Raw genomic sequence first — 25,432 nt, 5'->3', positions numbered from 1 at the left:
CCGCGCAGGGTGACGGATCGGGGCGCCCGCCTCAAGCGCAGGCTTGCAAACAAGAAAAAGAAATGATCCGTTTCATCGGGGATCGGGGAAAATTTCTATGACAAAGGCCTCGCGCACGCCGCGCAATCTCATCGGCCTGTGGAGCGCGGTCGAGGTCGTGGGCTGGCTCTATGTCGCCTCAGCAACTGCGGGGGTTTTCATCTTGCTCGCCTTGGCCTTCGCGAGCGGGGCAATGGCAGAGACCGCGGCGGTCGCTTCCGTCATCGTCGGCGACCTTATGGCTCTGTTCTATCTGCTCGGCGCCATCCTGACCCTGATCTGGTATTACTGGTCCACTCGCAATCTTCACGCCATGAACCTCAAGGTCGGCAGCAGCCCGCTCTGGGCCGTGCTCTGGTTCTTCATTCCTTTTCTGTCGCTTTGGAAACCCTATGGGGTCACGGCCGACCTCTGGGCGGCTTCGACGCAACCTGACACATGGCGAAAGACCCGGGAGCCGATTTTCCTGCGCTGGTGGTGGGGTCTTTTCCTGGCCGGAAGCATCCTGTCCAGTATCGCCAACGTCTTGCTGCAGCGCGCCTCGCCGGATGGCCTCCTGATCCTGGCCCCCGGACTGGCCTGCCTGGCCGCCAGCGGCGTGATCTTCCTTCGCATGGGGCGCACCGTCAGCCTGCGCCAACGCGATCTCGTTCGCGCGAACTATCGTCGTGCGCCTGCCGAAAACACGCCTCGTTGGGCCGATTGACCCTTACGCGGCGTTGCTGACGTGCAGGCGCAGGCGCGAGGCCACGGCGGCGGGGGCCTCGTCCAGGGCCAGGGCGTCCCAGTCGATGTCGGGCTTGGCCGCGTGCGAGGCGGCGACGATGGCGCGCAGTTCGGCGGCCGAGGCCACGCTGGCGATCACCGAGGCCACGCCGGGCAGGTTCAGGGCATAGGCCAGGGCCGCCTGCATCGGATCGACCCGGGCCTCGGCCAGACGCCGACGCGTGCGCGACAGGGCCATGCCGTGCGCGGCCAGTTCGGGCGGCAGGCTCTCGCGATTGGCGAACAGCAGGCCCTGGGCGAAGACCGAGGCCAGGTGCACCTCGACGCCCTGCGCGGCCAGGGTCTCGATGACCCCTCCGCGCGCGGCGCGTTGATCCAGAATATTGCAGGCGACCTGCACCACGTCAGGCTGGAAGCGGCGGGCGATCAGGGCCGGGCCGTCCTCGACGGTGGCGACGAAGCCGATCTTGCGGAAGACGCCGCGTTCCTTGAGCGCCTGCAGGCGAGCCCACAGGGCGCGGCCCTCGGCCCCGGCCAGATCAGAGGCGTTCTGCACCAGAACGGCGTCGCCGCGCGGCAGGCCCATGCGCTCCAGCGAGCGGCGGGCGCGGGCCTCGACCCGGTCCAGACCGTCGGCCAGGGGCACGGTGCGCACGGTGACGCGGAAGGGAGAAGGGAAGGGCCAGGCCTGACCCAGCAGGCGCTCGACGTCGCCTTCGGGCCGGGTCGCCACCAGACCGACGCCCGCGTCGCCCGCCGTTTGCAGCAGATGGCGCATGGCGTCCTCCCGCTGGCCGGGCGGCAGCGGGCGGGACCGTTCGGGCTCTGTCACCACAGCGATGGCGAGCCGGTCGGCCGGAGAGGGCGGAAGGGCGAATCTCACGACGCTGATCTTCAGCGCCAAAGCTTAAGGGAGATTGACCGAAATCAAGGCTGTTGGTGAACGAACAGGCTTAATCCGCGTCCGGTTGATTGTCCGGATGCGCCGCAATGAAGGCCGGATGGACTTCGGCCCGCATCTCGATCTCCAGCAGATGCGGAAACGGCGTCAGATCCACGTTGAACCGGCGCGCCGAATAGATCTGCGGAATCAGATAGCAGTCGGCCAGGCTCGGGACGCCGCCGAAGCACCAGCCCTCGCCGTGCCGCGCCACGAGCGCCTCCAGCGCCGCGAAGCCGTCGAGAATCCAGCGCCCGGCCCAGGCGTCCACCCCCGTCTGATCGGCGCCCAGCTCGCGCACCGCCTTCAGCACCCGCAGATTGTTCAGCGGATGGATATCGCAGCCGATCAGGGCCGACATGGCCCGCACCAGGGCGCGGTCGGCGGCGTTCGACGGCAGCAGGGCCGGGGTCGGATGGGTTTCCTCCAGCCACTCCAGAATGGCCGGGCTCTGGGTCAGGACCTGGCCGTCGCCGGTCTCCAGCGCCGGAACCAGACCCTGCGGGTTCAAGGCGAGGTAGGCGTCGGATTTCTGCGCCCCCGTCCGCAGATCGACCGGCGCCGTCTCATAGGCCAGCCCCTTGAGACTGAGGGCGATACGGGTGCGATAGCTGGTGCCCGAGCGCCAGTAGCCGTGCAGGATCATGGTTTCACCGTGAAGCGAAGCGGGGCCAGACCGTCGATACGCGCCTCGACCCGGTCGCCGGGAACCAGAGGTCCGACGCCCTCGGGCGTGCCGGTGAAGATCAGGTCCCCCGGTTGCAACGACCACAGCTCCGAGGCCTTGGCCAGAATGCCCGCCGGATCCCAGATCATGTCCGACAGACGGCCCGACTGGCGCGTCTCGCCGTTGACCGTCAGTTCAATCACCGCGTCGGCCTCGGGCAGGGCGCCCAGCGTCAGGGCGCCGCAGGGCGCCGACTGGTCGAAGGCCTTGCCCGCCTCCCAGGGTCGTCCCTTGGCCTTGGCTTCGGCCTGCAGGTCGCGCCGCGTCAGATCGACGCCGACGGCCCAGCCCGCGATGGTCCCGCCTTCACCGACGGCGACGACCAGCTCGACCTCATGGTGCAGGTTGGCGGTGGCCGAGGGATAGGCCGGATCGGCGCCGTCGACGACCAGGGCGTCGGCGGGCTTGGCGAAGAAGAAGGGCGCGGGCTTGTTCGGGTCCGCCCCCATTTCGCGGGCGTGGGCGGCGTAGTTCTGACCGACGCACAGGATGCGCCGGACGGGAAAACGTCGCGGTTCGCCGACAATCGGAAGCGAGGGCGTGGGCGCGGGCGGGAACAGCCATTGGGTCATGGCGTTGGTTCTAGAACGACGGTTCGAACGACGCCAGAAGGCGGCTTGCGCGACGGACAGGGTCTTGCTGCAGTGCAGGAACCTTGGTCGTCGGTGTGGCGTTCGGGGCGGGGGTTCTCTATTTAATCGTCAAGCTTACACAGAAGCGGAGCGCGCATCATGGCCACGACCAAGGCTCGGGAAGACATCAAGAACGATCTCAAGACCCTCAAGGAGGATCTGAAGACCGGCGCGCGCGAGGAAACGCAGCGCCTGAAGGAAAAGGCCGCCGCCGCCGAGGCCCGCCTGCGCGAGCAGGGCGACGAGCTGCGCGAGAAGGCCCGCGGCTACTATGACGACGCCCGCGTGCGCGGCCGGGAGTATTACGACGAAGCCGCCGAGCGCTTCGAGGAAGCCCAGCGCTATGTCGTCGAACGCGTGCAGGAGCGTCCGGTGCAGTCGACCGCCATCGCCCTCGGCGTCGGCTTCGTCCTGGGCCTGCTCATCGCCGGTCGTCGCCGCTGATGATCGGGCGGGGGCTGATCAACCGCGCGGTGGCGACCTTTGTCGCCGCCGGCGCGGGCTTCGTGGCCATGGTCGCCCTGGGCGCCACGGTCTATTATCTGCTGGCGCTGGTCGTCGTGCCTCTGGCGGCGGCGGCCATCACCTCGGCTCTGTTCGCGGTCATCGCCCTGATCATCGCCCTGGTCTTCGTGCGCCGCGCACAAGGCGAGGACGATGAAGAGGAACAGGAGCCCGAGAGTCTGGGCGTGCGCGCCTTCCACCTGTTCCAGGAACGGCCCATTCTGGGCGTAGCCGCGGCCTTGGCCGGCGGCTTCATCTTCCTGCGCAACCCGGCCCTGGCCACCATGGTGGCGGCGGCCTTTACTGAAAAAAGCCGGCCGCGGCGCCGATAAAAGATCGGAACGGCCAAGCCTCCGAGGCGTTGTGAAGTCAGGCGGAACGGTCGACGGGAGGGGTCGACGGTTTTGCTCTCTTCAACACTGTTTCGGAGGGTCGTCCATGCTTCGCTGGGCCATCATTTTCTTCATCATCGCCCTGGTCGCTGCTGTTCTCGGCTTCGGCGGAATCTCGGGCATGTCGTTCGAGATCGCCAAATTCATCGCCATCATCGCCGTGATCCTGTTCGTGGTCTCGCTGGTGGTGGGCGGCATGCGCGGACGCGGCCCGCGCATCTGACGTCGCGTTTCACGTGAAAAAACAAGAGGCCCCGACGATCCGTCGGGGCCTTTTCGTATCTGTCTCAAAGAGCGGCGGCTTCCATTTCGCCGGGCGTCGCCGGATCGGGCGCGGTCTCGACCCGACGCGTGTCCTGACGGCGCGGCAGACGCCAGGTCTGATGATCCTCGAACCGCTTGCCGGTCCAGACCACAGCCGTGACCACGATCTCCTTCGCGTCCCACTCGATCCGGTTGAAGCTGGGCGGCGCCCCGCGTTCGCGATGCGACAGGGTCCCGCAGCCGATGGCGTAGGAACAGCGATCCGACAGATCGATGCCGAGAGCGAACGGCACATGGACATGGCCCGTGGCGATCAGGTCCACCCCCGCCTCGGCGAAGATCAGCGCCGCCTTGTCGCCGCGCTTGACCTCACCGGTCATCGGCGCGCCGATCATCTCGATCAGGGGATGGTGACAGGCGAGGATCCGCAGCGCCCCGATCGGGGCGTGGCGCAGGGCCTCGGCCGCCCGACGCGTCTGGTCCAGGTCGATGACGCCCTTGGACCAGTTGGGCCGGGCCTGCCAGCCGCGCGCCGTGGTCACGCCGCGCACCATCAGATCAGGACTCTTGAACTCGTGATCATGGGCCGGATGGCCGGTCGCCCTCTCGAACGCTCGCCACGGCCAGAACAACCGCGCCATCACGTCCCAGTAGGGCACGTCGTGATTGCCCACGGTGACGAAGACCGGCTGGGGCATGGCCCGCACCCAGTCGCCCGCCGCCGCGAACTCGGCCGGCAGCCCGCGCTGGGTGATGTCCCCGGTGATTAGGACCAGGTCGTGGGGCGTGGCGTGCGCATACTCCAGGGCGGCGGCGACGGCGTGTTGATGCTCGCAACCGAAATGCACGTCCGAGAACTGCAGGACCCGCCCCATCAGACGCTGTCCTCGGCCGCCGGGGGTCGAGGCGCCAGGGCCATGAAGGCTCGCGGCAGGAAGCTGATGCTGGCGTCGCGGCCCAGCAGCATGGGTTCGCCGTCGATCACCGCCGGAATCTTCGAACGCGCCGCAACGCTGATCCGACGCGCCGGCTGGGTCGTTACGTTGGGATCATGGCGCCAGTCGTCGAACAGGGCTCGCGCCGCCAGGCCGAAAGCCTGGGCCGCGTCGGAGGTGGTCATCGCCGCCGCCTCCAGCCCCACCGGCTCGTCCATGGCCTTGGAGATCATCGGGCTGATCAGAACCAGGGCCTCGGCCCGACGCCGGGCGCCGCCGTCAAGGCTGAAACGGATATGGCCGCTGAAGGCGCGCTTCAGCGCCCGACGCCCGTGCATCCAGGCCTGTTTCAGCTTGCCGGTCCGGATCGCCTCGCGCGCGGGCGCCCACAGGGCCGGCGCCCCCAGAATGGCCGCGCAGTAAAAGGCCTCGCCCTCCACCACCCCGCCGGAGACCGCCAGGGGGGCGCCCTCCTCCAGCGCGCGTCGCAGGGCCAGCTTCCAGTCGCCCGTGCCGTATAGCGCCTTGGGCAGCATGTTCATCGTCCCGCCCGGCAGGGGCGCCACCAGCGGCCCCTTGGCCCCGGCCCGCGTCGCCACCGAGCGCGCCGTGCCGTCTCCGGCCAGGACGAACAGGACGTCGGGTCGGGCCTCCAGCGCCGCGGCGATCTGGTCAGGGATCCGGGCGCCTTCCAGAACGACCACGGTCGCCTCGAAATCATAGACCGACAGAATAGCCTCGGCTTCGTCCGCGGCTTGCGGTCCGACCCCGCCGGACAGGGGATTGACCAGTATGGTCACCCTCTTCATCGGGACATGAGGCGTAAGACGGGGCGTCTCGGGCGCATCTACCGGCACGCCGGTTTCAGAGGAAACGTCGATCATGGTCGGCGAACGCCTCGTTTCCCGGCCCGGTTCCGCCAAACCGCAGACGGCGAACAAAATAATGTGAAGCTTGTCGCCGTCGCCCCGGAACCGCCCCGTTTCACCTGCGTTCTTCAGGCTTCAGGGGAGCCCCCTTGGCATGAAGGACAGATCCATGAACAAGGCGATCATCGCCATCGCCGGCGCCGGCCTCCTGGTCACCGCCTGCGCCAGCGACCCGTATTACGGCGGCGGCAGCAACGAAACCGTGCGTCAAGGCGCGATCGGAGCCGGCATCGGCGCCGTCGCCGGCGCCATCATCGGCAACAACGTCGGCGGCGGCAACGCAGCCACCGGCGCGGCCATCGGCGCCCTCGCCGGCGGCGCGGCCGGCGCCATCCGCGGCTCCAGCCAGGACCGCAACAACCAGCAGCGCTATCGCGACAACCAGGGCCGTTATTACTACTGCTACGATAACCGCCAGACCGAATGCTACTGGGAAAACGGCCAGCGTCGCTACTAAGACGACACTGGCGCCCGACGGTTTTTCGGGTCAGGTTCAAGGGGCGGTCCGTTGGTGCGGGCCGCCCTTTTTGCTGACGTGAAATGTGCGCGCCCGGGGCTGGGCGCCTTGTCGAGGGGCTGAATGATGAAACCGATCCTCCCGATCATCGCGGCTGGACTGACCCTGGCGTTGCTGGCGGGCTGTTCCACGCCCGGCGTCTTCAAGAAGCGCAGCGATCTGGTCAGCAATCCCGCCGCCTGCGGCGCCAAGCGGTTCGAAGTCTATTTCGATCAGGACCAGGCCCGTCTCACCACCGCCGCACGCGAGGCCATCAGCCTGACGGCCACCCAGCTTCAGGGCTGCGACGTGACCAAGGTCCAGGTTCTGGGTCTGGCCGACGCCCGCACCGGCACCCCCGCCTCCAACCAGTCGCTGTCCGAGCGCCGCGCCCGTTCGGTGGCCGAGGCCCTGGCCGTCGCCGGCCTGCCCGCCCCCGCCTTCGAGATCGCCGCCGCCGGCGCCGAGGGCGCGGTGGTCAACGGCGTCAACGACCCCCTGCGCCGCCGCACCGAGGTGCTGATCCAGGCCCAGCCGCGGCGCTAGGCGTCCAGGGCTTTCGCGAGGCTGCGTCAGCGCGTCCCTCTTCTTGCGGCGCGGCACGGTGGCTGTCGGGCGGTTCGGCGGTTAAGGTCGCCGCCTGTTCTTCGTCGCCCGGTGTCGCCCCTTGCGTCTTCTCGCCGCCCTTCTCGTCTGGCTGACCTTCACCGCCGCCGCCGTCGCCGCCCCGGCTCAGACGGCGCTGGAGCAGGCGTTGAAGGCCGGGGCCGCCACCATGGCTTCCGGGACGCAGCGCACCGAAAGGATCGAGGCCGAGCTGGTCCCCATGAGCGCCTGGGCCACGCCCGGCGCGACGGCGATCGTCGCCGTGCGTCAGAAGATCAAGCCGGGCTGGCATACCTACTGGCGCAATCAGGGGGATTCCGGCGGCCCGACGACGCTCAGCTGGAACCTGCCCGACGGCGTCATCCCCGGCGACATCCTCTGGCCCCTGCCCGAGCGCCAGCGGCTGCAGAGCCTGATGAACTACGGCTATTCGGACGCGGTCCTCCTGCCCGTTTCGCTTCAGATTCCCGGCTCGATGCAGCCGGGCCAGACGCTGTCCTTGCGCGTCGCCGCCCACTTCTACGTCTGCAGCGACGAGATGTGCGTGCCCGAGGACCTCGATCTGGCCCTCAGCCTGCCGGTGCGCGACAGCGCGGCCCCGCTGGACCCGCGCTACGGCCAGGCCATTCAGGCCGTGGTCGCCTCGGCCCCCCGTCCCGCCGGGATCGAGGCCCGCGCCGCCTTCGCCGACGGCCGGCTGACCCTCAGCGCCGTCGGCGGGCCGCTGGCGGGCGCCACGCCGAAATGGGCCTATTTCTTCCCTTTCGAGGGCGGGATCATCGACCACGCCGCCGCCCAGACCGGCCAGCGCGGCGCACAGGGCCTGACCCTGACCCTCGCCCCCGGACGCGGCCTCGCCGCCAACGGTCTGAAGCCGCCGCTGGCGGGGGTCCTGTCGACCGATCTCGGCGCCTGGGAGATTTCGGCGGAACAGGGCGCCGTCCTGCCCGGCGCCTCGGGCGAGGGCGCGCTCGGCGACGGCGAAGCGGCGCAAGCCTCCGCCTCGTCCACGGCGCCGGTCGCCTTCCTTCAGGCCGCCCTCTTCGCCCTTCTGGGCGGACTGATCCTCAACCTCATGCCCTGCGTCTTCCCCATCCTGGCGATGAAGGCGGCGGCGCTCAGCCGTTCAGCCCACGAACCGGCCGAGGCCCGCCGCGACGGCCTGGCCTTCCTCGCCGGCGTGCTGGCCACCTTCCTGATCCTGGCCGGGGTCCTTCTGGCCCTGCGCGCGGGCGGCCAAGCGCTCGGCTGGGGCTTCCAGCTGCAATCGCCGGGCGTGGTCGCCGCCCTGGCCCTGCTGATGCTGGCCGTGGCCCTGAACCTGTCGGGCGTCTTCCACATCGGCGCGGGCCTGCAAGGCGCGGGGCACGGTCCGCTGGCCCGCCTGCCGGGCGCCGCCGGCGCCTTCTTCACCGGCGTTCTGGCCGTGGTTGTGGCCGCCCCCTGCACCGCCCCCTTCATGGCCTTCGCCCTGGGCGCCGCCCTGCTGATGCCCTGGCCGATGGCGCTCGCGGTCTTCCTGATGCTCGGCCTAGGCCTGGCCCTGCCCTATGTCCTGATCAGCCTCAGCCCGCGTCTTCTGTCGCGCCTGCCCAGACCCGGTCCGTGGATGGAGACGCTTCGGAACCTCCTGGCCTTCCCCATGTACGGCGCCGCCCTGTGGCTGGCCTGGGTCTATGGCCGCCAGACGTCTGACGCGCTCGCCTTGCTGTTCGGCGCGGGCCTGATGCTGGCCCTGGCCCTGTGGCTCTGGGGCCGTTCGCAGGCCGCGCCCGGCAAGGGCCGCCTCGCCGCCATCGCCGCCGCCCTGTCCCTGCTCGCCGCCCTTGGCCTTGGCGTTCTGGCCGCCCGCGCCGCGCCGGCCTCGACCGACGGCGCGGCCTCCTCCGCCCATCTGCCGTCGCAGCCCTGGTCGGAACAGGCCGTGCAAGCCGCCCTGGCCGAAGGCCGCCCGGTTCTGGTCAACTTCACCGCCGACTGGTGCGTCACCTGCAAGATCAACGAGGGCGCGGCCCTGTCCTCGCCCCGCACCGCCGAGGCGATGCAGGCGGCGAACGCGGTCTATCTGGTCGGCGACTGGACCCGTCGCGACGACGCCATCACCGCCGAGCTGCAACGTCACGGCCGCTCGGGGGTGCCGCTCTATCTGCTCTATGCGCCGGGCCGAACCGGGCCGCGCATCCTGCCGCAGCTCCTGACCGAGGGGACCGTCGTCGACGCTCTGAAAGACGCCGCCCGCTGACATTCACTGAAGGAGACCATCCGATGATCCGTATTCTGACCGTCGCTTCCGCCTCGCTTCTCCTGCTCGCCGCCTGCCAGCAGCAGCCCGCCGCCGAGCCCGACAAGGCCGCGCCCGCCGCAACCGAAACCGCCGCCGTCGCTGGGCCGGGCGACATGGCCCCGGCCTTCACCCTGATCGACGCCGAGGGCGTTCAGCGTTCGCTGGCCGACTTCAAGGGCAAGACGGTGGTGCTGGAATGGACCAACGAGGGCTGCCCCTTCGTGAAGAAGCACTACAGCGGCGCCATGCAGGCCCTACAGCGCGATGCGACCGCCGACGGCGTGGTCTGGCTGACCATCATCTCCTCCGCTCCCGGAACCCAGGGCTTCGTCGAGGGCGAAGAGGCGAAGGCCTGGAAGGCCAAGCACAAGGCCGCCTTCACCCATCTGCTGCTGGATCCGACCGGCGAGGTGGGCAAGCGCTATGACGCCAAGACCACGCCGGACATGCGCATCATCGATCCCGAAGGCCGGCTGATCTTCGTCGGCGGCATCGACGACCGGCCGACCAACAAGGTCGAGGATCTGGAAGGCGCGAACAACTTCGTCCGCGCCGCCCTGGCCGACGCCAAGGCCGGCCGTCCCGTTCAAGCCGCCTTCGCCCAGCCCTACGGCTGCGCGATCAAGTATCCGGAGACGGTCGCAAGCTGAGGAAGGTTACTCAGACCCCGCCCCCTCTGCGAAGCGGGATTTCAAAATGGGGCTCAAGTAGCCCGAAGGGCGATAGCCCCAGAACTAATGCCTAGACCTGCTGTCTTTCAGACAGCCGGTCTAGGCGGCGAGGTGATGACCTCGACGTTGTCGTTCAACAGATAGGCCAGTTCCTCCAGCGCGACCTTGCGCTCGGCGGGGTTGGGGGCGGCCTCAAGGGCGGCGACCTTCTTGGGCATGTCTTCCGAGATGCCGCGCAGGATGCATTTCAGATCATTGTCCGTGCCGCGGTCTTTCAGCACCAGATGGCCCTGCATGTCGCGCTCGGCCAGTTCGACCGTCTGCGCCTTGAAGCCGGTGAAGGCGGCGCCGGCGAAGAAGCCCTGACCGTCAGCCTCGCCGGAGGCGATCCAGCCGTCGACGATGGCTTTCAGCGACCCCGAGCGCGTGACCAGATCGGCGAACAGGGGCTCGTGCGCCACCGAAACCGGCGCGTCCGCGGCGACAGGCGGCTGGGCCGCGGCTTCAGCCACGGACGGATCGCTGAGCATCAGCACGGCGGCGAGGATCAGTCCGCAGGACATGGGCATCCCTTCTCACTGGCGGCCGGGTCGAGAGAATTTCCACACGGAAACCCATGTTGACCGGGCCATTGATTGAACTCTTCTAGGCCTGAGCCATAAACAAAGACTTGCAAACGCCGTACCAGACCACGGGACGGCGATGGGGGGAGCCGTCGATGCCGCACGCCGCCTGGACCGAACTGGAAGCCGTGGCGCGCCGCGACGCCGACGCCCGCATCAGTGATCAGTTCGCCGCCGACCCCGCCCGCCTGTCGCGGCTGACCGTGGACGCCGCCGGCCTGCATCTCGACCTGTCCAAGCAGAGCTGGACCCGCGCGGGCTTCGACGCCGCCTTGGCCCTGGCCCGCGCCGCGCAGGTCCCTTCGGCCCGTGGCGAGATGTTCGGCGGCGAGGCCATCAACTTCACCGAGGGGCGCGCGGTCCTGCACCCCGCCCTGCGCGCGCCCGTCGGGGCGGCCTTCCACGCCCTGGGCGAGCCGGTCTCGGCCGAGGTGGACGCCGTGCGCGGCCAGATGCGCGACTACGCCCACGCCGTCCGGTCCGGCATCGAGACGGGCGCCGCCGGCCGCCCCTTCAAGGCCGTGGTCCATATCGGGATCGGCGGCTCGGACCTGGGGCCGCGCCTGATCTGGGACGCCCTGCGCCCGCTCGATCCGGCCATCGAGGTGCGTTTCGTCGCCAACGTCGACTCGCGCGACATGGCCGAGGCCCTGACCGGGCTGGACCCGGCCTCGACCCTGGTCGTGGTCGTCTCCAAGACCTTCACCACCCAGGAGACCCTGGCCAACGCCGAGGTCGCCCGTGCCTGGCTGGCCGCCGCCCTGCCCGCCGAGGGCATGGACAGGCATTTCATCGGCGTCACCGCCGCCCCGGAAAAGGCCGCCGCCTTCGGTTGCGGCCGCACCTTCGCCTTCCGGGACTGGGTCGGCGGCCGCTATTCCCTGTGGTCGGCGGTCAGCCTGTCGTGCGTCATCGGTCTGGGCTGGGACGTCTTCCAGGGCTTCCTCGACGGCGCCGCCGCACTGGACCGGCACTTCCTCGAGGCGCCGTTGGAGGCCAACGCCCCGGTCCTGCTGGCCCTGGCCCAGATCTACAATGTCGACGGCCTGCACCGGCCTGCGCGCACTGTGGCCCCCTACGCCCACGGCCTGCGCCGCCTGCCGGCCTTCCTGCAGCAGCTGGAGATGGAGTCGAACGGCAAGCGGGTGCGCCGCGACGGCTCGCCTGTCGGCCGCCAGACCTGCCCCGTCGTCTTCGGCGAGCCGGGCACCAACGGCCAGCACGCCTTCTTCCAGCAGATCCATCAGGGGCCGCAGGTGGTCCCGGCCGAGTTCGTCATCGTCACCTCGACCGACGGAATGACCTCGGAGGCCCCGCTCTGGGCCAACGCCCTGGCCCAGGGCCAGGCCCTGATGCAGGGCAAGACCGAGACCCAGGCCCGCGCCGAACTGATCGCCTCGGGCGCATCCGAAGCCGAGGCCGACCGCCTGGCCCCGCACAAGACCTTCCCCGGCAACCGGCCCTCGACCGCCGTCCTGATGGACCGCCTGACGCCCCAGACCCTGGGCGCCCTGATCGCGCTTTACGAGCACAAGACCTTCGTCGAGGGGGTGATCTGGGACATCAACAGCTTCGACCAGTGGGGCGTCGAACTGGGCAAGGTTCTGGCCAAGGCGGTGCTGAAGGACGTGGCGGCGGGGTCCCCCTCGCCCGAGCTCGACCCCTCGACCGCGGCCTTGCTGACCCGGCTGCTGAAGTGACCGTCGTCGCGCCGCTCTGGCAGAGGCTGGAAGGTCTGGCCCTGCTGGCCGTCTCGGTGCTGGTCTATGCCCGGTTCGGCGAGGGCTGGCTGCTGTTCGCCGTCCTCTTCCTGACCCCCGACCTGTCCTTTCTCGGCTACCTGGCGGGGCCGCGGGTCGGCGCCTGGGCCTATAATCTGGCCCACAGCCTGATCGGGCCGCTGTTGCTGGCGGCGACGGGCGGGCTGACCGGCGGGGGACTGCCCGTCGCCCTCGCCCTGATCTGGCTGGCCCACGTCGGCTTCGACCGCGCTCTCGGCTACGGCCTCAAGTCGCCGGACAGCTTCGGGATCACCCACCTGGGCCTGATCGGCAAGGCGCGGGCCGCGGCTTAGGCGACCGGAACCCCGGCGTCGGCGTCGTCGTTCCCCGGACTCAATCAGGAAGCCCCGATGTTCAAGCCCCTCTTTATCGCCGCCCTTGTCGGCGCGCTGGCCCTGCCCGCCGTCGCCCAGGACCATTCACGCACCGAGCGAGTCCAGTTCGCGCGGGGAAGCTCGTCCGCCGCCCTGCACGGCAACATCCACGGCTATGACACGGTCGATTACGTCCTGAGCGCGCGCGGCGGGCAGACGCTGAGCGTGCGGCTGCGGACCAGCAACACCTCGGCCTATTTCAACATCGCCCGACAGGGTGCGGACGAGGCCCTGTTCATCGGATCGACCTCTGGCAATCAGTTCACGGGCCGCCTTCCGGCCAACGGCGACTACGTCGTGCGGGTCTATCTGATGCGCAACGCCGCCCGCCGGGACGAGCACGCCAACTACACCTTGAGCATCGGCGTCCGCTGACGCCGGGCACGAAAAAGGCCCGGCGTCGCCGCCGGGCCTTCCTTAGTTTCAGCGCCAGAACCTACCAGCGGCGGTCGTAGCGGTAGTCGCGGTCGCGGCGGTTCTGGTGGCTGCGCCACTCGCCGTGGTTTCGCCAGTAGCGGCCGTCGCGGTAGTAGCGGCCGTCGTTCCGCTCATAGCGGCCGTTGTAGTAGCCGTCGCGGCTGTTGATGCCGTGATCGCGCTCCCAGTGGCCCTGGTTCCGGTAGCAGCGGCCGCCGCGATAATAGTTGCAGCCGTCGCGGTCGCTGTCCGAGGCCACCGCGCCCAGACCGGCGCCCGCCAGGGCGCCGCCGGCGATGTAGCGACCGTCGCCCTGGCCGATGATGGCCCCGGCGACGCCGCCGACGACGGCGCCCAGCACGGCGTCACGGCCGGTGTTGTCGCGATCTCGGTCGCGATAGGACTGGGCGGCGGCGGGGGTCGTGGCCAGCATCGTCAGAGCGATCGCGCCGACGCCGATCTTGGAAATGGTCTTCATGTCGGGGCTCCTTTCGAAAGCCGGTTGATCCGTTGTCCCCTTTCTAGAGAGGCCCCGCTGAACGACCCCAAGGGGTCCCGTTCATATTCAAGTCATCTTGGAGCATCGCCAACCGGGCTCCCGACCCGCAGGTCGAGAGCCTCGACGGCGCGGCGTTAGCGTCCCGCCGGATACTGCATGGCCACGCTGACCCGCGCGTCGCCGCTCGCCGGCACGGTGAACTTGACCCGGTCAAAGGTCGGGGCCGCCCTCAGGGTCTCGCCGCGGAACATGGCCCAGCCCTCGGCGGGCATGCCGTTCGCCATGGCCATTTGCTGATCGCCGTTCATGTCGTGCAGGACCGAGACGGAATAGTCGCCCGGCGGCACGTCCTTCAGGGTCACGACCCGGGTTCCGGCGACCGGCGACTTGATGATCTCGCCGTGATCGCCCTCGTGCTTCAGGAACTGGGCCGAGGTCTGCAGTCCGACCAGCAGGTCGCCGCCGCGCGCCTGGACGCCGGTGACGGTGATGACGACATCCCCGGCCAGGGCCGAACCGGCCCCCGCCAGCACCAGGGACGACAGGGCGGCGGCCAGGGCCGCCTTTTGAACCGCTTGCATTTCTCTCTCCTCCTCTCGTGACCGGAGCCAGGGCGGCCCCTTGGGTTTCACGAAGACAATGAACTTTGTAATTTAAAGTTCTTGGAGTCAACAGGCCGAAATCGGGCGATGTTTCGCCGCCCTCGCCTTGACGCCCCGCAGCCGCCCTCCTACTTGCCCGATGCGTTAGCACTCTTGACGGTCGGCTGCCAAAGGGGCGACCGCCAGGGGGCCGCCCACCATTTCAGAACGCCCCGCTTCGGGGGTTTAAGAGGGAGAAGTCCGATGGCGTTTCGTCCGCTCGGCGATCGCGTGCTGGTCAAGCGCGTGGAAGAAGAATCCAAGACCAAGGGCGGGATCATCATCCCCGACACGGCCAAGGAAAAGCCCCAGGAAGGCGAAGTCGTCGCCGTGGGCCCGGGCGTCCGTGACGAAGACGGCAAGCACGTCGCTCTGGAACTGAAGGCCGGCGACCGCATCCTGTTCGGCAAGTGGTCGGGCACGGAAGTGAAGATCGACGGCGAAGACCTGATCATCATGAAGGAATCCGACGTCCTGGGCGTGCTGTCCTAAGCGAAATCGGTCCGGCGCAACGCGCCGGGCTCAGATATTCGCGTCGGCATAAAGCACCCGACGTCCGTCCTCATCGTCCAGAACATACGCATAAAGACAGGAGCAGCCCGCAATGGCCGCCAAGATCGTAAAATTCAACACCGACGCCCGCGACAAGATGCTGAAGGGCGTCAACGTCCTGGCTGACGCCGTCAAGGTGACGCTCGGTCCGAAGGGCCGCAACGTCGTGATCCAGAAGTCCTTCGGCGCCCCGCGCTCGACCAAGGACGGCGTCTCGGTCGCCAAGGAAATCGAGCTGGAAGACGCCTTCGAGAACATGGGCGCCCAGATGATCCGCGAAGTCGCCTCCAAGGCGAACGACAACGCGGGCGACGGCACCACCACCGCCACCGTCCTGGCTCAGGCCATCGTGCAAGAGGGCCTGAAGGCCGTCGCCGCCGGCATGAACCCGATGGACCTGAAGCGCGGCATCGACCAGGCCGTCGCCGTGGCCCTGGATGAGGTCAAGTCGATCTCCAAGCCCGTCGCCAACAACTCCGAAATCGCCCAGGTCGGCACCATCTCGGCCAACGGCGATGAAGAAATCGGCGCCCTGATCGCCCAGGCCATGGCCAAGGTCGGCAACGAAGGCGTCATCACGGTCGAGGAAGCCAAGACGGCTGAAACCACCGTCGACATCGTCGAAGGCATGCAGTTCGACCGCGGCTACCTGTCGCCCTACTTCATCACCAACGCCGACAAGATGGAGGTCGCCCTCGAAGAGCCCCTCATCCTGCTCCACGAGAAGAAGCTGACCTCGCTGCAGCCCATGCTGCCGGTGCTGGAAGCCGTGGTTCAGTCGGGCCGTCCCCTGCTGATCATCGCCGAGGACATCGAAGGCGAAGCCCTGGCCACCCTGGTGGTCAACAAGCTGCGCGGCGGCCTGCGCGTCGCCGCCGTCAAGGCTCCGGGCTTCGGCGACCGCCGCAAGGCCATGCTGGAAGACATCGCCATCCTGACAGGCGGCCAGGTCATCTCGGAAGACCTCGGCATCAAGCTTGAGACCGTCACGCTCGACATGCTCGGCAAGGCCAAGAAGGTCCAGATCACCAAGGACGACACCACCATCGTCGAAGGTTCGGGCGAGAAGGACGGCATCGAGGCTCGCGTCGGCCAGATCAAGCGTCAGATCGAGGACACCACCTCGGACTACGACCGCGAGAAGCTGCAAGAGCGTCTGGCCAAGCTGGCCGGCGGCGTCGCCGTCCTGCGCGTCGGCGGTTCGACCGAAGTCGAAGTGAAGGAAAAGAAGGACCGCGTCGACGACGCCCTGAACGCAACCCGCGCCGCTGCCGATGAAGGCATCGTCCCGGGCGGCGGCGTGGCCCTGCTGCAAGCCTCCAAGAAGCTGGTCGACCTGAAGGGCTCCAACGCCGATCAGAACGCCGGCATCGCCATCGTCCGTCGCGCCCTGCAGGCTCCGATCCGTCAGATCTCGGAAAACTCGGGCGTCGAAGGCTCGATCGTGGTCGGCAAGGTCATGGACTCGACCGACGCCTCGTTCGGCTTCAACGCCCAGACCGAAGAGTATGGCGACCTCGTCCAGATGGGCGTGATCGACCCGGCCAAGGTCGTCCGTTCGGCTCTGAAGTCGGCCGCCTCGGTCGCCGGCATCATGATCACGACGGAAGCCGCCATCGCTGACGCGCCCAAGAAGGGCGGCGCCGGCGGCGCCCCCGACATGGGCGGCATGGGCGGCATGGGCGGCATGGACTTCTAAGTCCAGGCTAACCAAGGCTAAGACTGCAGAAGGGCGGGATCGAAAGGTCCCGCCCTTTTTTCTTGCCTTCTGGTCAGGAAAAGAAAGGGCGCCGATCCTTGTCCAGCGCGATCGCCACATCCGCTCGCACCCCGCCCGCCAGCATATGCCGGGTGATGCGCTCGAAGGCCTGGATGAAGACGGCCACTTCGGCGCGACGTTCGGGCCGCAGGTCGCCGGGATGCAGGCCCAGCAACTCCGCCTCCTGTTCGCAGCGCCAGTCCAGCACGGCGTCAAACGATGGCGCCTTCAGGAACAGGACGGCGTCGAAGCGGGCGAAAACCTCGGCATAGGGTCCGGCCAGTTCGGCGTTGGCGGCGCGGCGCCAGACCCCCTGCCCGTCCTGCCCGCGTTCCAGCGCATTGATGGGTTCGGCCAGTTCTGCTTCGGCCTGCGCCGCCGCCCCCAGGCACCAGCCCTCCACCAGCACCGCCGTCGGGCGCCCCGCGAACACAGGCCATTGCGCCTCGGGGCGGCGATCATCGGCCAGCTTGTCGAAGGATGGCATGGGCGTGCGGCTGTCCGGCCCGGCAGCGCGCAGGGCGGCGACGGTCGTTTCCAGCAGAACCAGATCGTGCGTCCCCGGCGGACCGCGCACGGCGAACAGGGGGTGGATCGCCCTGCCCTTGGCCTCGCGCTCGGCCTTGGTGAGATAGACGTCGTCCAGCGACAGATGCGCCGCACCGAACCGTTCGGCGGCGGCGCGGGCCAGGGTGGTTTTGCCCGACCCCTGCGCCCCGGCGATCCCGATCAGCGGGACATGCCCCGACCGCGCATGGGCGTGGATCAAAGCCCCGACCGCGTCCAGCAGCCGGGCGTCGACCATGTCAGTGCTGGCTTTGCGGCAGGCGCACGATCAGGCCGTCCAGATCGTCGCTGACGCGGATCTGGCAGGACAGGCGGCTGTTCGGCTCGACGTTCTCGGCGAAGTCCAGCATGGACTCCTCCATGGCCGAAGGGCGGCCCGTCTCCGAGGCGAAGGTCTCGTCCACATAGACGTGGCAGGTGGCGCAGGCGCAGGCCCCGCCGCAGTCGGCGTCGATGCCCGGCACATTGTTGCGGATCGCGCCTTCCATGACGGACAGGCCGTTCTTGACCTCGACCGTGTGCTCGGTGCCGTCGTGCTCGATGTAGGTGATCTTGGCCATGCAGGCGTCTTAGCCTCGCCTGCGCCGGAGGCAAGCCCCGGCGGACGGCGGGCATGAAAAACCCCCGGAGCCTGACGGCGCCGGGGGCTGTTCGGTTGGATGAGCCGGAAGGCTTAGGCCGCCGCGCGCTTGCGGCTCGGCGCGACCATCAGCTTCTTGGTCTCGGCGATCGCCTTGGCCGGGTTCAGCCCCTTGGGGCAGACCTGGGCGCAGTTCATGATCGTGTGGCAGCGATACAGCTTGAAGGGATCCTCGAGGTCGTCGAGGCGCTTCTGGGTCGCGTCGTCGCGGCTGTCCGAGATCCAGCGGTAGGACTGCAGCAGGGCCGCCGGGCCGAGGTATTCTTCCTGGTTCCACCAGTAACTGGGGCAGGAGGTCGAGCAGCAGGCGCAAAGGATGCACTCGTACAGACCGTCCAGCTTCTCGCGGTCGGCCGGCGACTGCAGGCGCTCCGTCTCCGGGTCCGGCTGGTCGGACTGGAGGTAGGGCTGGATCGAGTCGTACTGAGCGTAGAAGAGGCTCAGGTCCGTCACCAGGTCCTTGACCACCGGCTGGTGGGGCAGGGGGGCGATGGTGATGTTGTGCGACGAGCACTCGTCCATGCCCTTGGTGCAGGCCAGGGTGTTGCGACCGTCGATGTTCATCGAGCACGAGCCGCAGATGCCTTCACGGCACGAGCGACGGAAGGACAGGGTCGGGTCGATCTCGTTCTTGATGTGGATCAGGGCGTCCAGAAGCATGGGGCCGTGATCGTCGGACGAGACCTCGTAAACGTCCCAGCGCGGATCGGAATCCGTTTCCGGGTCATAACGATAGACCTTGTAGGTCTTGACGTTCTTGGCGCCGGCCGGGGCCTTGTGGACCTTGCCGGTCGTGGGCTTGGAGCCGCGCGGGAGGGTGAGTTGAACCATCTGCCTGCTCCCTTAGTAAACCCGAGCCTTGGGCTCGATGTACGAGACGTCGTCGGTCATCGTGTACTTGTGCACCGGACGGTAGTCGATCTGGACGCCTTCGCCCGGACGCTTCCAGGCCAGGGTGTGCTTCATCCAGTTGACGTCGTCGCGGTCCGGATAGTCCTCGCGGGCGTGGGCGCCGCGCGATTCCGTGCGGTTGGCCGCGCCTTCGATGGTGACCAAAGCCTGAGCGATCAGGTTATCGTACTCCAGTGTCTCCATCAGATCCGTGTTCCAGATCAGGCCGCGATCCGTGGTCTTGATGTCGGCGCCAGCGGCGTCGATCGAGCGCAGCTTCTGGACGCCTTCATCCAGGGTCTTGCCGGTGCGGAAGACGGCGGCGTCCGACTGCATGGCGCGCTGCATCTCGAGGCGCAGCTTGGCGGTCGGGGTCGAACCCGAGGCGTTGCGGAAGCGGTCCAGGCGGGCCAGATGCTCGTCGGTCTGGGCCTTGGAGGCCGAGGGCACGGCCGAGGCCTTGTCCACCACTTCACCGCAGCGCAGGCCGACGGCGCGGCCGAACACCACCAGGTCGGTCAGGGAGTTGGAGCCCAGACGGTTGGCGCCGTGCACCGAGACGCAGGCGGCTTCGCCCACGGCCATCAGGCCCGGAACCACGCTGTCGGGGTTGCCGTCGCGCAGCGTCAGCACCTCGCCGTGATAGTTGGTCGGGATGCCGCCCATATTGTAGTGGACGGTCGGCAGGACCGGGATCGGCTCCTTGGTCACGTCGACGCCGGCGAAGATCTTGGCCGACTCAGAAATGCCCGGCAGGCGCTGGTGCAGGATCTTGGGATCCAGGTGGTCCAGGTGCAGGAAGATGTGGTCCTTGTTCGGACCCACGCCGCGACCTTCGCGGATTTCGATGGTCATGGAGCGCGAAACCATGTCGCGCGGGGCCAGGTCCTTCACGGTTGGCGCATAGCGCTCCATGAAGCGCTCGCCTTCCGAGTTGGTCAGGTAGCCGCCCTCACCGCGGGCGCCTTCGGTGATGAGGCAGCCGGCGCCATAGATGCCGGTCGGGTGGAACTGCACGAACTCCATGTCCTGCAGCGGCAGGCCGGCGCGCAGCACCATGGCGTTGCCGTCGCCGGTGCAGGTGTGGGCCGAGGTGGCCGAGAAGTAGGCGCGGCCGTAGCCGCCGGTCGCCAGCACCACCATCTTGGCGCGGAACTGGTGCATCTGGCCGGTGTCGAGCTGAAGCGCGGTGACGCCGGTGCAGGCGCCGTCCTGCATGATCAGGTCCAGGGCGAAGTATTCGACGAAGAACTTCACTTCGCGACGAACCGACTGGCCGTACAGGGTGTGCAGGATGGCGTGACCGGTGCGGTCGGCGGCGGCGCAGGTGCGCTGCACAGGGCCTTCGCCGAAGTTGCGGGTCATGCCGCCGAAGGCGCGCTGATAGATCTTGCCTTCTTCGGTGCGGCTGAAGGGCACGCCCCAGTGTTCCAGCTCGTAGACGGCCTTGGGCGCGTTACGGACCAGGTATTCGATAGCGTCCTGGTCGCCCAGCCAGTCCGACCCCTTGACGGTGTCGTACATGTGCCATTGCCAGCTGTCCTCGCCCATATTGCCCAGCGAGGCCGAGATGCCGCCCTGCGCCGCGACAGTGTGCGAGCGGGTGGGGAAGACCTTGGTGACGCAGGCGACCTTCAGGCCCTGCTGGGCGGCGCCGAGGGCCGCGCGCAGGCCCGAACCGCCCGCGCCGACGACGACGACGTCGTATTCGTGATCGATAAGCTCGTAAGCAGCCATGACGGGATCAGACTCCGGCGGGCAGCGGGGCGGAGCCCATCGCCACACGCACGATGAAGAAGATGCTGGCGGCAGCCAGCACGAGGAAGACGAGGTTCGACAGGTTGATCAGGGTCGTCCGGGCCGAGGGCGTCGGGACGTAGTCCTCGATGATCACCTTCCAGGCCAGGCTGGCGAACAGGAAGAAGACGATGGCCGTCACGGCCAGCAGGCCAGTGTTCAGGGCGTTGCCGAACCAGGCGACCACGGCCTCATAGCCGGCGCCGGCCAGGGTGAAGCCCGACGACAGGACCCACAGGCCCAGCGGCATCAGGGCCAGAAGGGCCAGCTTCTCGATCTTCCATTCACCGGCGCCGTGGCGCTCGGAGATCTTCACATTGTTCTTGAACTTGGGGGCGGCGCTCACAGCGAAACCTTTCCGGCGGCGAACAGGACGACCCAGAACAGGACGGTCAGGACCAGGGGGCCCCAGACCGCGATGTTGGCCATCAGATTGGCGGACTTCAGATCAAGGCCCTTGCCGGCGTCGTTGATCAGGTGGCGGGCGCCGTTCAGCAGGAAGGAGAAGACCACCAGCGACAGGCCGAACCAGATGAAGAGACCGAAGGGCGAGGCCGAGCAGGCCAGAACCTTGGCGTAGGCTTCAGGTCCAGCGGCGACCGCCGCGACCCAGGCCAGCAGCAGGACGGCGCCGACGGTGGCCGCGCCGATGGTGACGCGGAACAGGATGGAGGCCGTCATGGTCACGTGCCACCGCCAGACGTCGGTGAAGGGCGACATCGGCGCCACATGGCCATTGGGATGGCGGACGTAGCGGCCAGTGGGGTCGCCCGCACCCTGGGGAAGGTTCGACATGCGAATGGTTCTCAAAAAACCTGTGGAAAAACAGGTCCGGTTGCAGTGCGATAGGCTTTAGTGACCGCAAAGGCCGGGTGTCAACGAACCGGACCGGATAAGCGCTGCGGATCGCAATTTCCTGATCAGGCCTCGCGAATCGCTCGCAACAACGCCGCCAAATCGTCCTCGGACCGACGCACGGCGCCGGGGCGGCCCCAGATGGGGTCGGGCCACAGACCGTCGTCGCGGCGGCGCCCCACGACATGGACATGCAGCTGGCGGGTGACATTGCCCAGAGCCGCCGTGTTCAGCTTGTCCACGGGCCGTCCGGCCGCCTCGGCGAGGGCGCGCACGACCTCGCCCGCCCGCACCACCTCTTCCATCAGGGCCGCCCGCTGATCGCGGCTCAGGTCGTCCAGCTCGACCGCGCCCTCGACACGCGGCAGCAGGATCAGCCAGGCAAAGCGGGCGTCGTCCTGCAGCCGCACCTGGCACAGGGGCCAGTCGGCGGCGAAGACGGACCCGGCCTCGAAGGCGGGATCAGCGTTGAACGGGAAAGACGGCTCAAACATGGCAAAGGCTTCCGTGCGGCGCTGTGATAGGGGGTCAGTGTCACAGGTCAACGAACGAGGAGCAGCGGCCTTGTCTCATTGACTTGAGCATGAAACAACTTGGCGTTGAGAGTTGATCAAGCAGGCATATCATATGAGTCCCCGGAGTGAAGCCATCGCGGCCGCCGCGAACACGGTTTTCAGCCACAATGTTGATGGCTGGGTCGGCAATAGAATTTCCGACATGGTGCGCTTCTGCGATGCGTTTCACGAGCAAGCCGACATTCGCGGAGATATTGCAGAAATCGGCATTCATCATGGAAAGCTGTTCTTCATCCTGGCCGCCGCCGCTCGCCCGGATGAACGCTGCATCGCGGTCGACATCTTCAACAATCAGTCTCTGAACGTCGACAGGAGCGGAAACGGCGACTTCGGCCAATTTTCCACCTACATCGATACCTTGTTCCCTCATATTCGACCGCAGTTGAACATCATTCAGGGGGACAGCATGTCCATCCCTGCAAGCGCGGCCAGCAAGATCCTGGGCAGCGAAAAAATCCGACTGTTTTCGGTCGATGGCGGCCACACCAAGCACCACGTCCTCAACGACATGTGTATCGCGCAGGAGATGCTGGCCGGCGGCGGCTTCGTTCTCCTGGATGACTTCCTGGGTCCCCATTGGCCCGGCGTGACCGAGGGCTTCTTCGAATACATGAAGACCCTGAATCGGCGTCTCGCCCCCTTCATGATCTTTGAGAACAAGCTGTTCCTGACGACCTTCTCGGAGCACGCCGCAGTCCTCGCTGCCGTCCGCGAATTTATCGAGCGCGAGCATGGGGATGAGATTCATCATCGCTGGCGCTATGTCGAACTCTGCGGTTTCAAAGCCTTGGGATGTTACTAAAACGCGCGCCTGGCTGAGGCCGGGCGCGCCACTTGCTTCGCGCCATTCCGGGGTCTAGACCGCCGCCTAAGTTCGCACCCGCAGCAAACCTGGAGACCCCATATGGCTCGCGCGAAGATCGCCCTTATCGGCGCCGGAATGATCGGCGGAACCCTGGCCCACGTGGCCGCGCGCGAAGCGCTGGGCGACGTCATCCTGTTCGACATCGCCGAAGGCACGCCGCAAGGCAAAGCCCTTGACATCGCCGAGGCCTCGGCGGTCTTCGGTCAGGACGTGGCCCTGAAGGGCGCCAACGACTACGCCGACATCGCGGGCGCCGACGTCTGCATCGTCACGGCCGGCGTGCCGCGCAAGCCGGGCATGAGCCGCGACGACCTGATCGGCATCAACCTGAAGGTCATGAAGGCCGTCGGCGAGGGCATCAAGGCCCACGCCCCCAACGCCTTCGTCATCTGCATCACCAACCCGCTCGACGCCATGGTCTGGGCCCTGCAGAAGTTCTCGGGCCTGCCCAAGGAGAAGGTCGTCGGCATGGCCGGCGTGCTGGACTCGGCGCGCTTCGCCTACTTCCTGGCGGAAAAGACCGGCGTCTCGGTGCAGGACATCCACGCCTGGACCCTGGGCGGTCACGGCGACGACATGGTGCCGATGGTGCGTCACTCGACGGTCGGCGGCCTGCCGCTGCCGGACGCCGTCGCCGCTGGCTTCCTGTCGCAAGCTGATCTGGACGCCATCGTCGAGCGCACCCGCAAGGGCGGCGGCGAGATCGTGGCCCTGCTGAAAACCGGCTCGGCCTTCTACGCCCCGGCCGAAAGCGCGATTGCGATGGCCAAGTCCTACCTGCTGGACCAGAAGCGCGTCCTGCCCTGCGCCGTCTGGCTGTCGGGCGAGTACGGCCTGTCGGACCTCTACGTCGGCGTCCCGGCCCTGATCGGCGCGAACGGCGTCGAGAAGATCGTCGAGTTCACCACCAACGACGACGAAAAGGCCATGTTCGCCAAGTCGGTCGAGTCGGTGAACGGCCTGATCCAGGCCTGTAAGGACATCGATAGCTCCCTCGCTTAAGAGCGCTATCGTTCGCGACGCGGTCGCTCACTGCTTGAGCGCCCGTCGCTAGTTTGAAGAAGGGGTCGTGCCGGAAGGCGCGGCCCCTTTTTCATGCGCCACACCCAATGCCGATACCCCCACCGTCATCCTCGGGCTTGACCCGAGGATCGGGCCGTCGTGTGCGCGACGTGGGACGATGATCCGCGCCGGGCGCCGCATCCCTTCGACGGCCTGCCCGCTGAACGCTCGATCCTCGGGTCAAGCCCGAGGATGACGGCGGGGAGGGGGCTAGTTTCAGGCGTGAACCGGCTCTGGCGCCTCGTCGTTATCGCCCCTCTGTTCCAGCCACGAGGCGCTGCGCATCTCGTTCAGGCGCGACACCGTGCGTTCGAACTCGAAGGCGCCGACGCCCTCGGCATAGAGGGCTTCGGGCTCAGCTTCGGCCAACACCACCAGCCGCGTCTTGGCCTCGTAGAGGGCGTCGATCAGGGTCACCAGACGCCGCGCCTCGTGGTGGTTGGCCGGGCTGAGGGTCGGCACGTCGGACAGGAACAGGGTGTGGAAACGCCGGGCGATCGCCAGATAGTCCTGCGGCCCCAGCGGCGACCCGCACAACTCGTTAAAAGTGGCGCGCGCCATGCCGCCGACGGTGCGTTGCACCCGGACCTGACGCCCCAGCACCGGCAGGGCGACCGGCTCTTCCGGCTCGCCGCCCTTGAGATCCGACCACAGGGTCTCGAACCCCGTCCGCGCCGTCTCGTCCAGCGGCGCGAACCAGACCTTCGCCCCGGCCATGCGATCCAGGCGGAAGTCGCGCGCCCCGGCCGTCTCCACCATCTCGCAGCGCTCGCGGAGGATGTCGATAAAGGGCAGGAAGAGCTGGCGGTTGATGCCGTTCTTGTAGAGGTCCTCCGGCGCGCGGTTCGAGGTCACGGCCAGGACCACCCGCTTCTCGAACAGGGCCTCGAACAGTCGGCCCAGGATCATGGCGTCGGCGATGTCGGTGACCTGCAGTTCGTCAAAGCACAGCAGCCGCGCCTCCGACGCGATCAGGGCCGCGATCGGCGGGATGGGATCGTCGCCCTTGCTGGTCCCGAACACGGCCTTGCGGGTGCGGCTGTCGCCCTCACGCCACTGCTTCACCAGATCGTGGATGCGGGCCATGAAGGCGTGGAAGTGGGCGCGCACCTTCTTCTGCTCGGGCGTGGCCGAATAGAAGAGGTCCATCAGCATCGACTTGCCGCGTCCCGGCGGGCCCCAGATGTAGATGCCTTTCACTTCGGGCGGGCGGCCGAACAGGCCCTTTTTCGCCAGGTCCGCCTCCAGACGTTCCAGCGCGGTCAGCAACTCCAGCTGCTTCGGATCGGGGGCGATGACGCCCTCTTCGACGCGGATGTCGTAGGCGTTTCGGATACGGGAGGTCATGGTCAGCGGCATAGCCCCAAGGGGCGGATCAGGGAAGGCGGA

31 protein-coding genes are annotated in these 25,432 nt (G+C 67.8%); 15 read left to right on the top strand and 16 right to left on the bottom strand.

What is annotated here, in order from left to right:
- Positions 1–97 precede the first annotated feature (97 nt).
- A complete protein-coding gene (locus B3K53_RS13490; protein WP_292084975.1) occupies positions 98–745 on the top strand; it encodes a DUF4328 domain-containing protein in 648 nt (215 codons plus the stop codon).
- A gap of 3 nt (positions 746–748) precedes the next feature.
- Here B3K53_RS13490 and B3K53_RS13485 read toward each other — a convergent pair whose 3' ends face one another.
- The 3 genes from B3K53_RS13485 to B3K53_RS13475 all read right to left on the bottom strand — a co-directional run bounded on the left by B3K53_RS13485 (position 749) and on the right by B3K53_RS13475 (position 3,004).
- A complete protein-coding gene (locus B3K53_RS13485) occupies positions 749–1,648 on the bottom strand; it encodes an aldo/keto reductase (RefSeq protein ID WP_292084974.1) in 900 nt (299 codons plus the stop codon).
- Positions 1,649–1,718: 70 nt separating this feature from the next.
- Positions 1,719–2,351, bottom strand: a complete 633-nt coding sequence (maiA, locus tag B3K53_RS13480; protein ID WP_292084973.1) for a maleylacetoacetate isomerase — start codon at positions 2,349–2,351, stop codon at positions 1,719–1,721.
- Complete coding sequence (locus B3K53_RS13475) at positions 2,348–3,004, bottom strand: fumarylacetoacetate hydrolase family protein (RefSeq protein ID WP_292084972.1); 657 nt, start codon at positions 3,002–3,004, stop codon at positions 2,348–2,350. Before B3K53_RS13475 ends, maiA begins: the two co-directional genes overlap by 4 nt.
- Before the next feature lie 159 nt (positions 3,005–3,163).
- Here B3K53_RS13475 and B3K53_RS13470 point away from each other — a divergent pair, with 159 nt between their 5' ends.
- The 3 genes from B3K53_RS13470 to B3K53_RS13460 all read left to right on the top strand — a co-directional run bounded on the left by B3K53_RS13470 (position 3,164) and on the right by B3K53_RS13460 (position 4,183).
- A complete protein-coding gene (locus B3K53_RS13470; protein WP_292084970.1) occupies positions 3,164–3,508 on the top strand; it encodes a DUF883 family protein in 345 nt (114 codons plus the stop codon).
- A complete protein-coding gene (locus tag B3K53_RS13465) occupies positions 3,508–3,900 on the top strand; it encodes a phage holin family protein (RefSeq protein ID WP_292084969.1) in 393 nt (130 codons plus the stop codon). Before B3K53_RS13470 ends, B3K53_RS13465 begins: the two co-directional genes overlap by 1 nt.
- Before the next feature lie 106 nt (positions 3,901–4,006).
- Positions 4,007–4,183: a DUF1328 domain-containing protein gene (locus B3K53_RS13460; protein WP_200165181.1), complete on the top strand. Its 177-nt coding sequence runs from the start codon at positions 4,007–4,009 to the stop codon at positions 4,181–4,183.
- A gap of 64 nt (positions 4,184–4,247) precedes the next feature.
- Here B3K53_RS13460 and B3K53_RS13455 read toward each other — a convergent pair whose 3' ends face one another.
- Positions 4,248–5,099, bottom strand: coding sequence for a metallophosphoesterase family protein (locus B3K53_RS13455; protein ID WP_292084968.1), 852 nt, complete (start codon positions 5,097–5,099; stop codon positions 4,248–4,250).
- A complete protein-coding gene (locus tag B3K53_RS13450; protein ID WP_292084966.1) occupies positions 5,099–6,043 on the bottom strand; it encodes a diacylglycerol/lipid kinase family protein in 945 nt (314 codons plus the stop codon). Before B3K53_RS13450 ends, B3K53_RS13455 begins: the two co-directional genes overlap by 1 nt.
- Before the next feature lie 154 nt (positions 6,044–6,197).
- Here B3K53_RS13450 and B3K53_RS13445 point away from each other — a divergent pair, with 154 nt between their 5' ends.
- The 4 genes from B3K53_RS13445 (at position 6,198) to B3K53_RS13430 (ending at position 10,124) form a co-directional block, all read left to right on the top strand.
- A complete protein-coding gene (locus tag B3K53_RS13445; protein ID WP_292084963.1) occupies positions 6,198–6,545 on the top strand; it encodes a YMGG-like glycine zipper-containing protein in 348 nt (115 codons plus the stop codon).
- A gap of 126 nt (positions 6,546–6,671) precedes the next feature.
- On the top strand, positions 6,672–7,130 hold the full coding sequence (locus B3K53_RS13440; protein WP_292084961.1) for an OmpA family protein: 459 nt from the start codon (positions 6,672–6,674) through the stop codon (positions 7,128–7,130).
- Between the two features lie 121 nt (positions 7,131–7,251).
- Positions 7,252–9,432, top strand: coding sequence for a protein-disulfide reductase DsbD family protein (locus tag B3K53_RS13435; RefSeq protein WP_292084959.1), 2,181 nt, complete (start codon positions 7,252–7,254; stop codon positions 9,430–9,432).
- A gap of 23 nt (positions 9,433–9,455) precedes the next feature.
- Positions 9,456–10,124 carry a redoxin domain-containing protein gene (locus B3K53_RS13430; RefSeq protein ID WP_292084958.1) on the top strand — a complete coding sequence of 223 codons (669 nt, stop codon included), beginning with the start codon at positions 9,456–9,458 and terminating at the stop codon, positions 10,122–10,124.
- Positions 10,125–10,231: 107 nt separating this feature from the next.
- On the opposite strand, the gene B3K53_RS13425 is transcribed toward B3K53_RS13430, so the two are convergent.
- Positions 10,232–10,708 carry a hypothetical protein gene (locus B3K53_RS13425; RefSeq protein ID WP_292084956.1) on the bottom strand — a complete coding sequence of 159 codons (477 nt, stop codon included), beginning with the start codon at positions 10,706–10,708 and terminating at the stop codon, positions 10,232–10,234.
- Between the two features lie 155 nt (positions 10,709–10,863).
- Here B3K53_RS13425 and pgi point away from each other — a divergent pair, with 155 nt between their 5' ends.
- From pgi to B3K53_RS13410, 3 genes are read left to right on the top strand one after another with little or no spacing between them, the layout of a single operon-like run.
- Positions 10,864–12,468, top strand: coding sequence for a glucose-6-phosphate isomerase (gene pgi / locus B3K53_RS13420; RefSeq protein WP_292084954.1), 1,605 nt, complete (start codon positions 10,864–10,866; stop codon positions 12,466–12,468).
- Entirely contained in the window at positions 12,465–12,842 is a 378-nt protein-coding gene (locus tag B3K53_RS13415) for a DUF4260 domain-containing protein (RefSeq protein ID WP_292084953.1), read from the top strand. Before pgi ends, B3K53_RS13415 begins: the two co-directional genes overlap by 4 nt.
- A gap of 57 nt (positions 12,843–12,899) precedes the next feature.
- Positions 12,900–13,298: a hypothetical protein gene (locus B3K53_RS13410; protein WP_292084952.1), complete on the top strand. Its 399-nt coding sequence runs from the start codon at positions 12,900–12,902 to the stop codon at positions 13,296–13,298.
- Between the two features lie 61 nt (positions 13,299–13,359).
- Here the strand turns inward: B3K53_RS13410 and B3K53_RS13405 are convergent, their stop codons facing one another.
- A complete protein-coding gene (locus B3K53_RS13405; protein ID WP_292084951.1) occupies positions 13,360–13,818 on the bottom strand; it encodes a hypothetical protein in 459 nt (152 codons plus the stop codon).
- Positions 13,819–13,973: 155 nt separating this feature from the next.
- Positions 13,974–14,420 carry a DUF2141 domain-containing protein gene (locus B3K53_RS13400; protein ID WP_292084950.1) on the bottom strand — a complete coding sequence of 149 codons (447 nt, stop codon included), beginning with the start codon at positions 14,418–14,420 and terminating at the stop codon, positions 13,974–13,976.
- A 264-nt stretch (positions 14,421–14,684) separates the two neighbouring features.
- On the opposite strand from B3K53_RS13400, the gene groES reads away from it, so the two are divergent.
- Together groES and groL are read left to right on the top strand one after the other, a co-directional pair.
- Entirely contained in the window at positions 14,685–14,972 is a 288-nt protein-coding gene (groES, locus tag B3K53_RS13395) for a co-chaperone GroES (protein WP_003167913.1), read from the top strand.
- A gap of 112 nt (positions 14,973–15,084) precedes the next feature.
- The gene (groL, locus tag B3K53_RS13390) at positions 15,085–16,731 is read left to right on the top strand and encodes a chaperonin GroEL (protein WP_292084948.1); all 1,647 of its coding nucleotides are present in this window, start codon (positions 15,085–15,087) and stop codon (positions 16,729–16,731) included.
- Between the two features lie 73 nt (positions 16,732–16,804).
- Here the strand turns inward: groL and B3K53_RS13385 are convergent, their stop codons facing one another.
- The 7 genes from B3K53_RS13385 to B3K53_RS13355 all read right to left on the bottom strand — a co-directional run bounded on the left by B3K53_RS13385 (position 16,805) and on the right by B3K53_RS13355 (position 22,035).
- The gene (locus B3K53_RS13385; RefSeq protein ID WP_292084947.1) at positions 16,805–17,596 is read right to left on the bottom strand and encodes a kinase; all 792 of its coding nucleotides are present in this window, start codon (positions 17,594–17,596) and stop codon (positions 16,805–16,807) included.
- A gap of 1 nt (position 17,597) precedes the next feature.
- Entirely contained in the window at positions 17,598–17,918 is a 321-nt protein-coding gene (locus B3K53_RS13380; RefSeq protein ID WP_292084945.1) for a 2Fe-2S iron-sulfur cluster-binding protein, read from the bottom strand.
- 113 nt (positions 17,919–18,031) lie between these two features.
- The gene (locus tag B3K53_RS13375; protein WP_292084944.1) at positions 18,032–18,829 is read right to left on the bottom strand and encodes a succinate dehydrogenase iron-sulfur subunit; all 798 of its coding nucleotides are present in this window, start codon (positions 18,827–18,829) and stop codon (positions 18,032–18,034) included.
- A gap of 12 nt (positions 18,830–18,841) precedes the next feature.
- Positions 18,842–20,626 (bottom strand): succinate dehydrogenase flavoprotein subunit, encoded by a 1,785-nt coding sequence (gene sdhA / locus B3K53_RS13370; RefSeq protein ID WP_292084942.1) that lies wholly within the window; start codon positions 20,624–20,626, stop codon positions 18,842–18,844.
- Positions 20,627–20,633: 7 nt separating this feature from the next.
- Positions 20,634–21,032: a succinate dehydrogenase, hydrophobic membrane anchor protein gene (locus tag B3K53_RS13365; protein WP_292084940.1), complete on the bottom strand. Its 399-nt coding sequence runs from the start codon at positions 21,030–21,032 to the stop codon at positions 20,634–20,636.
- Complete coding sequence (sdhC, locus tag B3K53_RS13360; protein WP_414632907.1) at positions 21,029–21,481, bottom strand: succinate dehydrogenase, cytochrome b556 subunit; 453 nt, start codon at positions 21,479–21,481, stop codon at positions 21,029–21,031. The genes B3K53_RS13365 and sdhC overlap by 4 nt, the downstream gene beginning before the upstream one ends.
- A 125-nt stretch (positions 21,482–21,606) precedes the next feature.
- Positions 21,607–22,035, bottom strand: a complete 429-nt coding sequence (locus tag B3K53_RS13355) for an HIT domain-containing protein (protein ID WP_292084939.1) — start codon at positions 22,033–22,035, stop codon at positions 21,607–21,609.
- Between the two features lie 112 nt (positions 22,036–22,147).
- On the opposite strand from B3K53_RS13355, the gene B3K53_RS13350 reads away from it, so the two are divergent.
- Together B3K53_RS13350 and mdh are read left to right on the top strand one after the other, a co-directional pair.
- A complete protein-coding gene (locus B3K53_RS13350) occupies positions 22,148–22,918 on the top strand; it encodes a class I SAM-dependent methyltransferase (protein ID WP_292084938.1) in 771 nt (256 codons plus the stop codon).
- Between the two features lie 102 nt (positions 22,919–23,020).
- Positions 23,021–23,983 (top strand): malate dehydrogenase, encoded by a 963-nt coding sequence (gene mdh / locus B3K53_RS13345; protein WP_292084937.1) that lies wholly within the window; start codon positions 23,021–23,023, stop codon positions 23,981–23,983.
- A gap of 276 nt (positions 23,984–24,259) precedes the next feature.
- On the opposite strand, the gene zapE is transcribed toward mdh, so the two are convergent.
- Positions 24,260–25,390 carry a cell division protein ZapE gene (zapE, locus tag B3K53_RS13340; protein ID WP_292084936.1) on the bottom strand — a complete coding sequence of 377 codons (1,131 nt, stop codon included), beginning with the start codon at positions 25,388–25,390 and terminating at the stop codon, positions 24,260–24,262.
- Positions 25,391–25,432 lie beyond the last annotated feature (42 nt).

This window comes from Brevundimonas sp. UBA7506 (assembly GCF_002479495.1).
Classification (GTDB): Bacteria; Pseudomonadota; Alphaproteobacteria; order Caulobacterales; family Caulobacteraceae; genus Brevundimonas.
The sequence above is the reverse complement of the archived record's forward strand: the minus strand, read 5'-3'. Positions and strand labels throughout refer to the sequence as shown.

Coding starts and splice junctions, on each gene's coding strand:
- zapE (WP_292084936.1), bottom strand. CDS start 25,390: ATGACCTCCCGTATCCGAAACGCCTACGACATCCGCGTCGAAGAGGGC.
- mdh (WP_292084937.1), top strand. CDS start 23,021: ATGGCTCGCGCGAAGATCGCCCTTATCGGCGCCGGAATGATCGGCGGA.
- B3K53_RS13470 (WP_292084970.1), top strand. CDS start 3,164: ATGGCCACGACCAAGGCTCGGGAAGACATCAAGAACGATCTCAAGACC.
- B3K53_RS13400 (WP_292084950.1), bottom strand. CDS start 14,420: ATGCAAGCGGTTCAAAAGGCGGCCCTGGCCGCCGCCCTGTCGTCCCTG.
- groES (WP_003167913.1), top strand. CDS start 14,685: ATGGCGTTTCGTCCGCTCGGCGATCGCGTGCTGGTCAAGCGCGTGGAA.
- maiA (WP_292084973.1), bottom strand. CDS start 2,351: ATGATCCTGCACGGCTACTGGCGCTCGGGCACCAGCTATCGCACCCGT.
- B3K53_RS13410 (WP_292084952.1), top strand. CDS start 12,900: ATGTTCAAGCCCCTCTTTATCGCCGCCCTTGTCGGCGCGCTGGCCCTG.
- B3K53_RS13490 (WP_292084975.1), top strand. CDS start 98: ATGACAAAGGCCTCGCGCACGCCGCGCAATCTCATCGGCCTGTGGAGC.
- B3K53_RS13425 (WP_292084956.1), bottom strand. CDS start 10,708: ATGTCCTGCGGACTGATCCTCGCCGCCGTGCTGATGCTCAGCGATCCG.
- B3K53_RS13460 (WP_200165181.1), top strand. CDS start 4,007: ATGCTTCGCTGGGCCATCATTTTCTTCATCATCGCCCTGGTCGCTGCT.
- B3K53_RS13465 (WP_292084969.1), top strand. CDS start 3,508: ATGATCGGGCGGGGGCTGATCAACCGCGCGGTGGCGACCTTTGTCGCC.
- B3K53_RS13445 (WP_292084963.1), top strand. CDS start 6,198: ATGAACAAGGCGATCATCGCCATCGCCGGCGCCGGCCTCCTGGTCACC.
- B3K53_RS13355 (WP_292084939.1), bottom strand. CDS start 22,035: ATGTTTGAGCCGTCTTTCCCGTTCAACGCTGATCCCGCCTTCGAGGCC.
- B3K53_RS13455 (WP_292084968.1), bottom strand. CDS start 5,099: ATGGGGCGGGTCCTGCAGTTCTCGGACGTGCATTTCGGTTGCGAGCAT.
- B3K53_RS13405 (WP_292084951.1), bottom strand. CDS start 13,818: ATGAAGACCATTTCCAAGATCGGCGTCGGCGCGATCGCTCTGACGATG.
- B3K53_RS13440 (WP_292084961.1), top strand. CDS start 6,672: ATGAAACCGATCCTCCCGATCATCGCGGCTGGACTGACCCTGGCGTTG.
- B3K53_RS13385 (WP_292084947.1), bottom strand. CDS start 17,596: ATGGTCGACGCCCGGCTGCTGGACGCGGTCGGGGCTTTGATCCACGCC.
- sdhC (WP_414632907.1), bottom strand. CDS start 21,481: ATGTCGAACCTTCCCCAGGGTGCGGGCGACCCCACTGGCCGCTACGTC.
- sdhA (WP_292084942.1), bottom strand. CDS start 20,626: ATGGCTGCTTACGAGCTTATCGATCACGAATACGACGTCGTCGTCGTC.
- B3K53_RS13450 (WP_292084966.1), bottom strand. CDS start 6,043: ATGATCGACGTTTCCTCTGAAACCGGCGTGCCGGTAGATGCGCCCGAG.
- groL (WP_292084948.1), top strand. CDS start 15,085: ATGGCCGCCAAGATCGTAAAATTCAACACCGACGCCCGCGACAAGATG.
- pgi (WP_292084954.1), top strand. CDS start 10,864: ATGCCGCACGCCGCCTGGACCGAACTGGAAGCCGTGGCGCGCCGCGAC.
- B3K53_RS13380 (WP_292084945.1), bottom strand. CDS start 17,918: ATGGCCAAGATCACCTACATCGAGCACGACGGCACCGAGCACACGGTC.
- B3K53_RS13475 (WP_292084972.1), bottom strand. CDS start 3,004: ATGACCCAATGGCTGTTCCCGCCCGCGCCCACGCCCTCGCTTCCGATT.
- B3K53_RS13375 (WP_292084944.1), bottom strand. CDS start 18,829: ATGGTTCAACTCACCCTCCCGCGCGGCTCCAAGCCCACGACCGGCAAG.
- B3K53_RS13430 (WP_292084958.1), top strand. CDS start 9,456: ATGATCCGTATTCTGACCGTCGCTTCCGCCTCGCTTCTCCTGCTCGCC.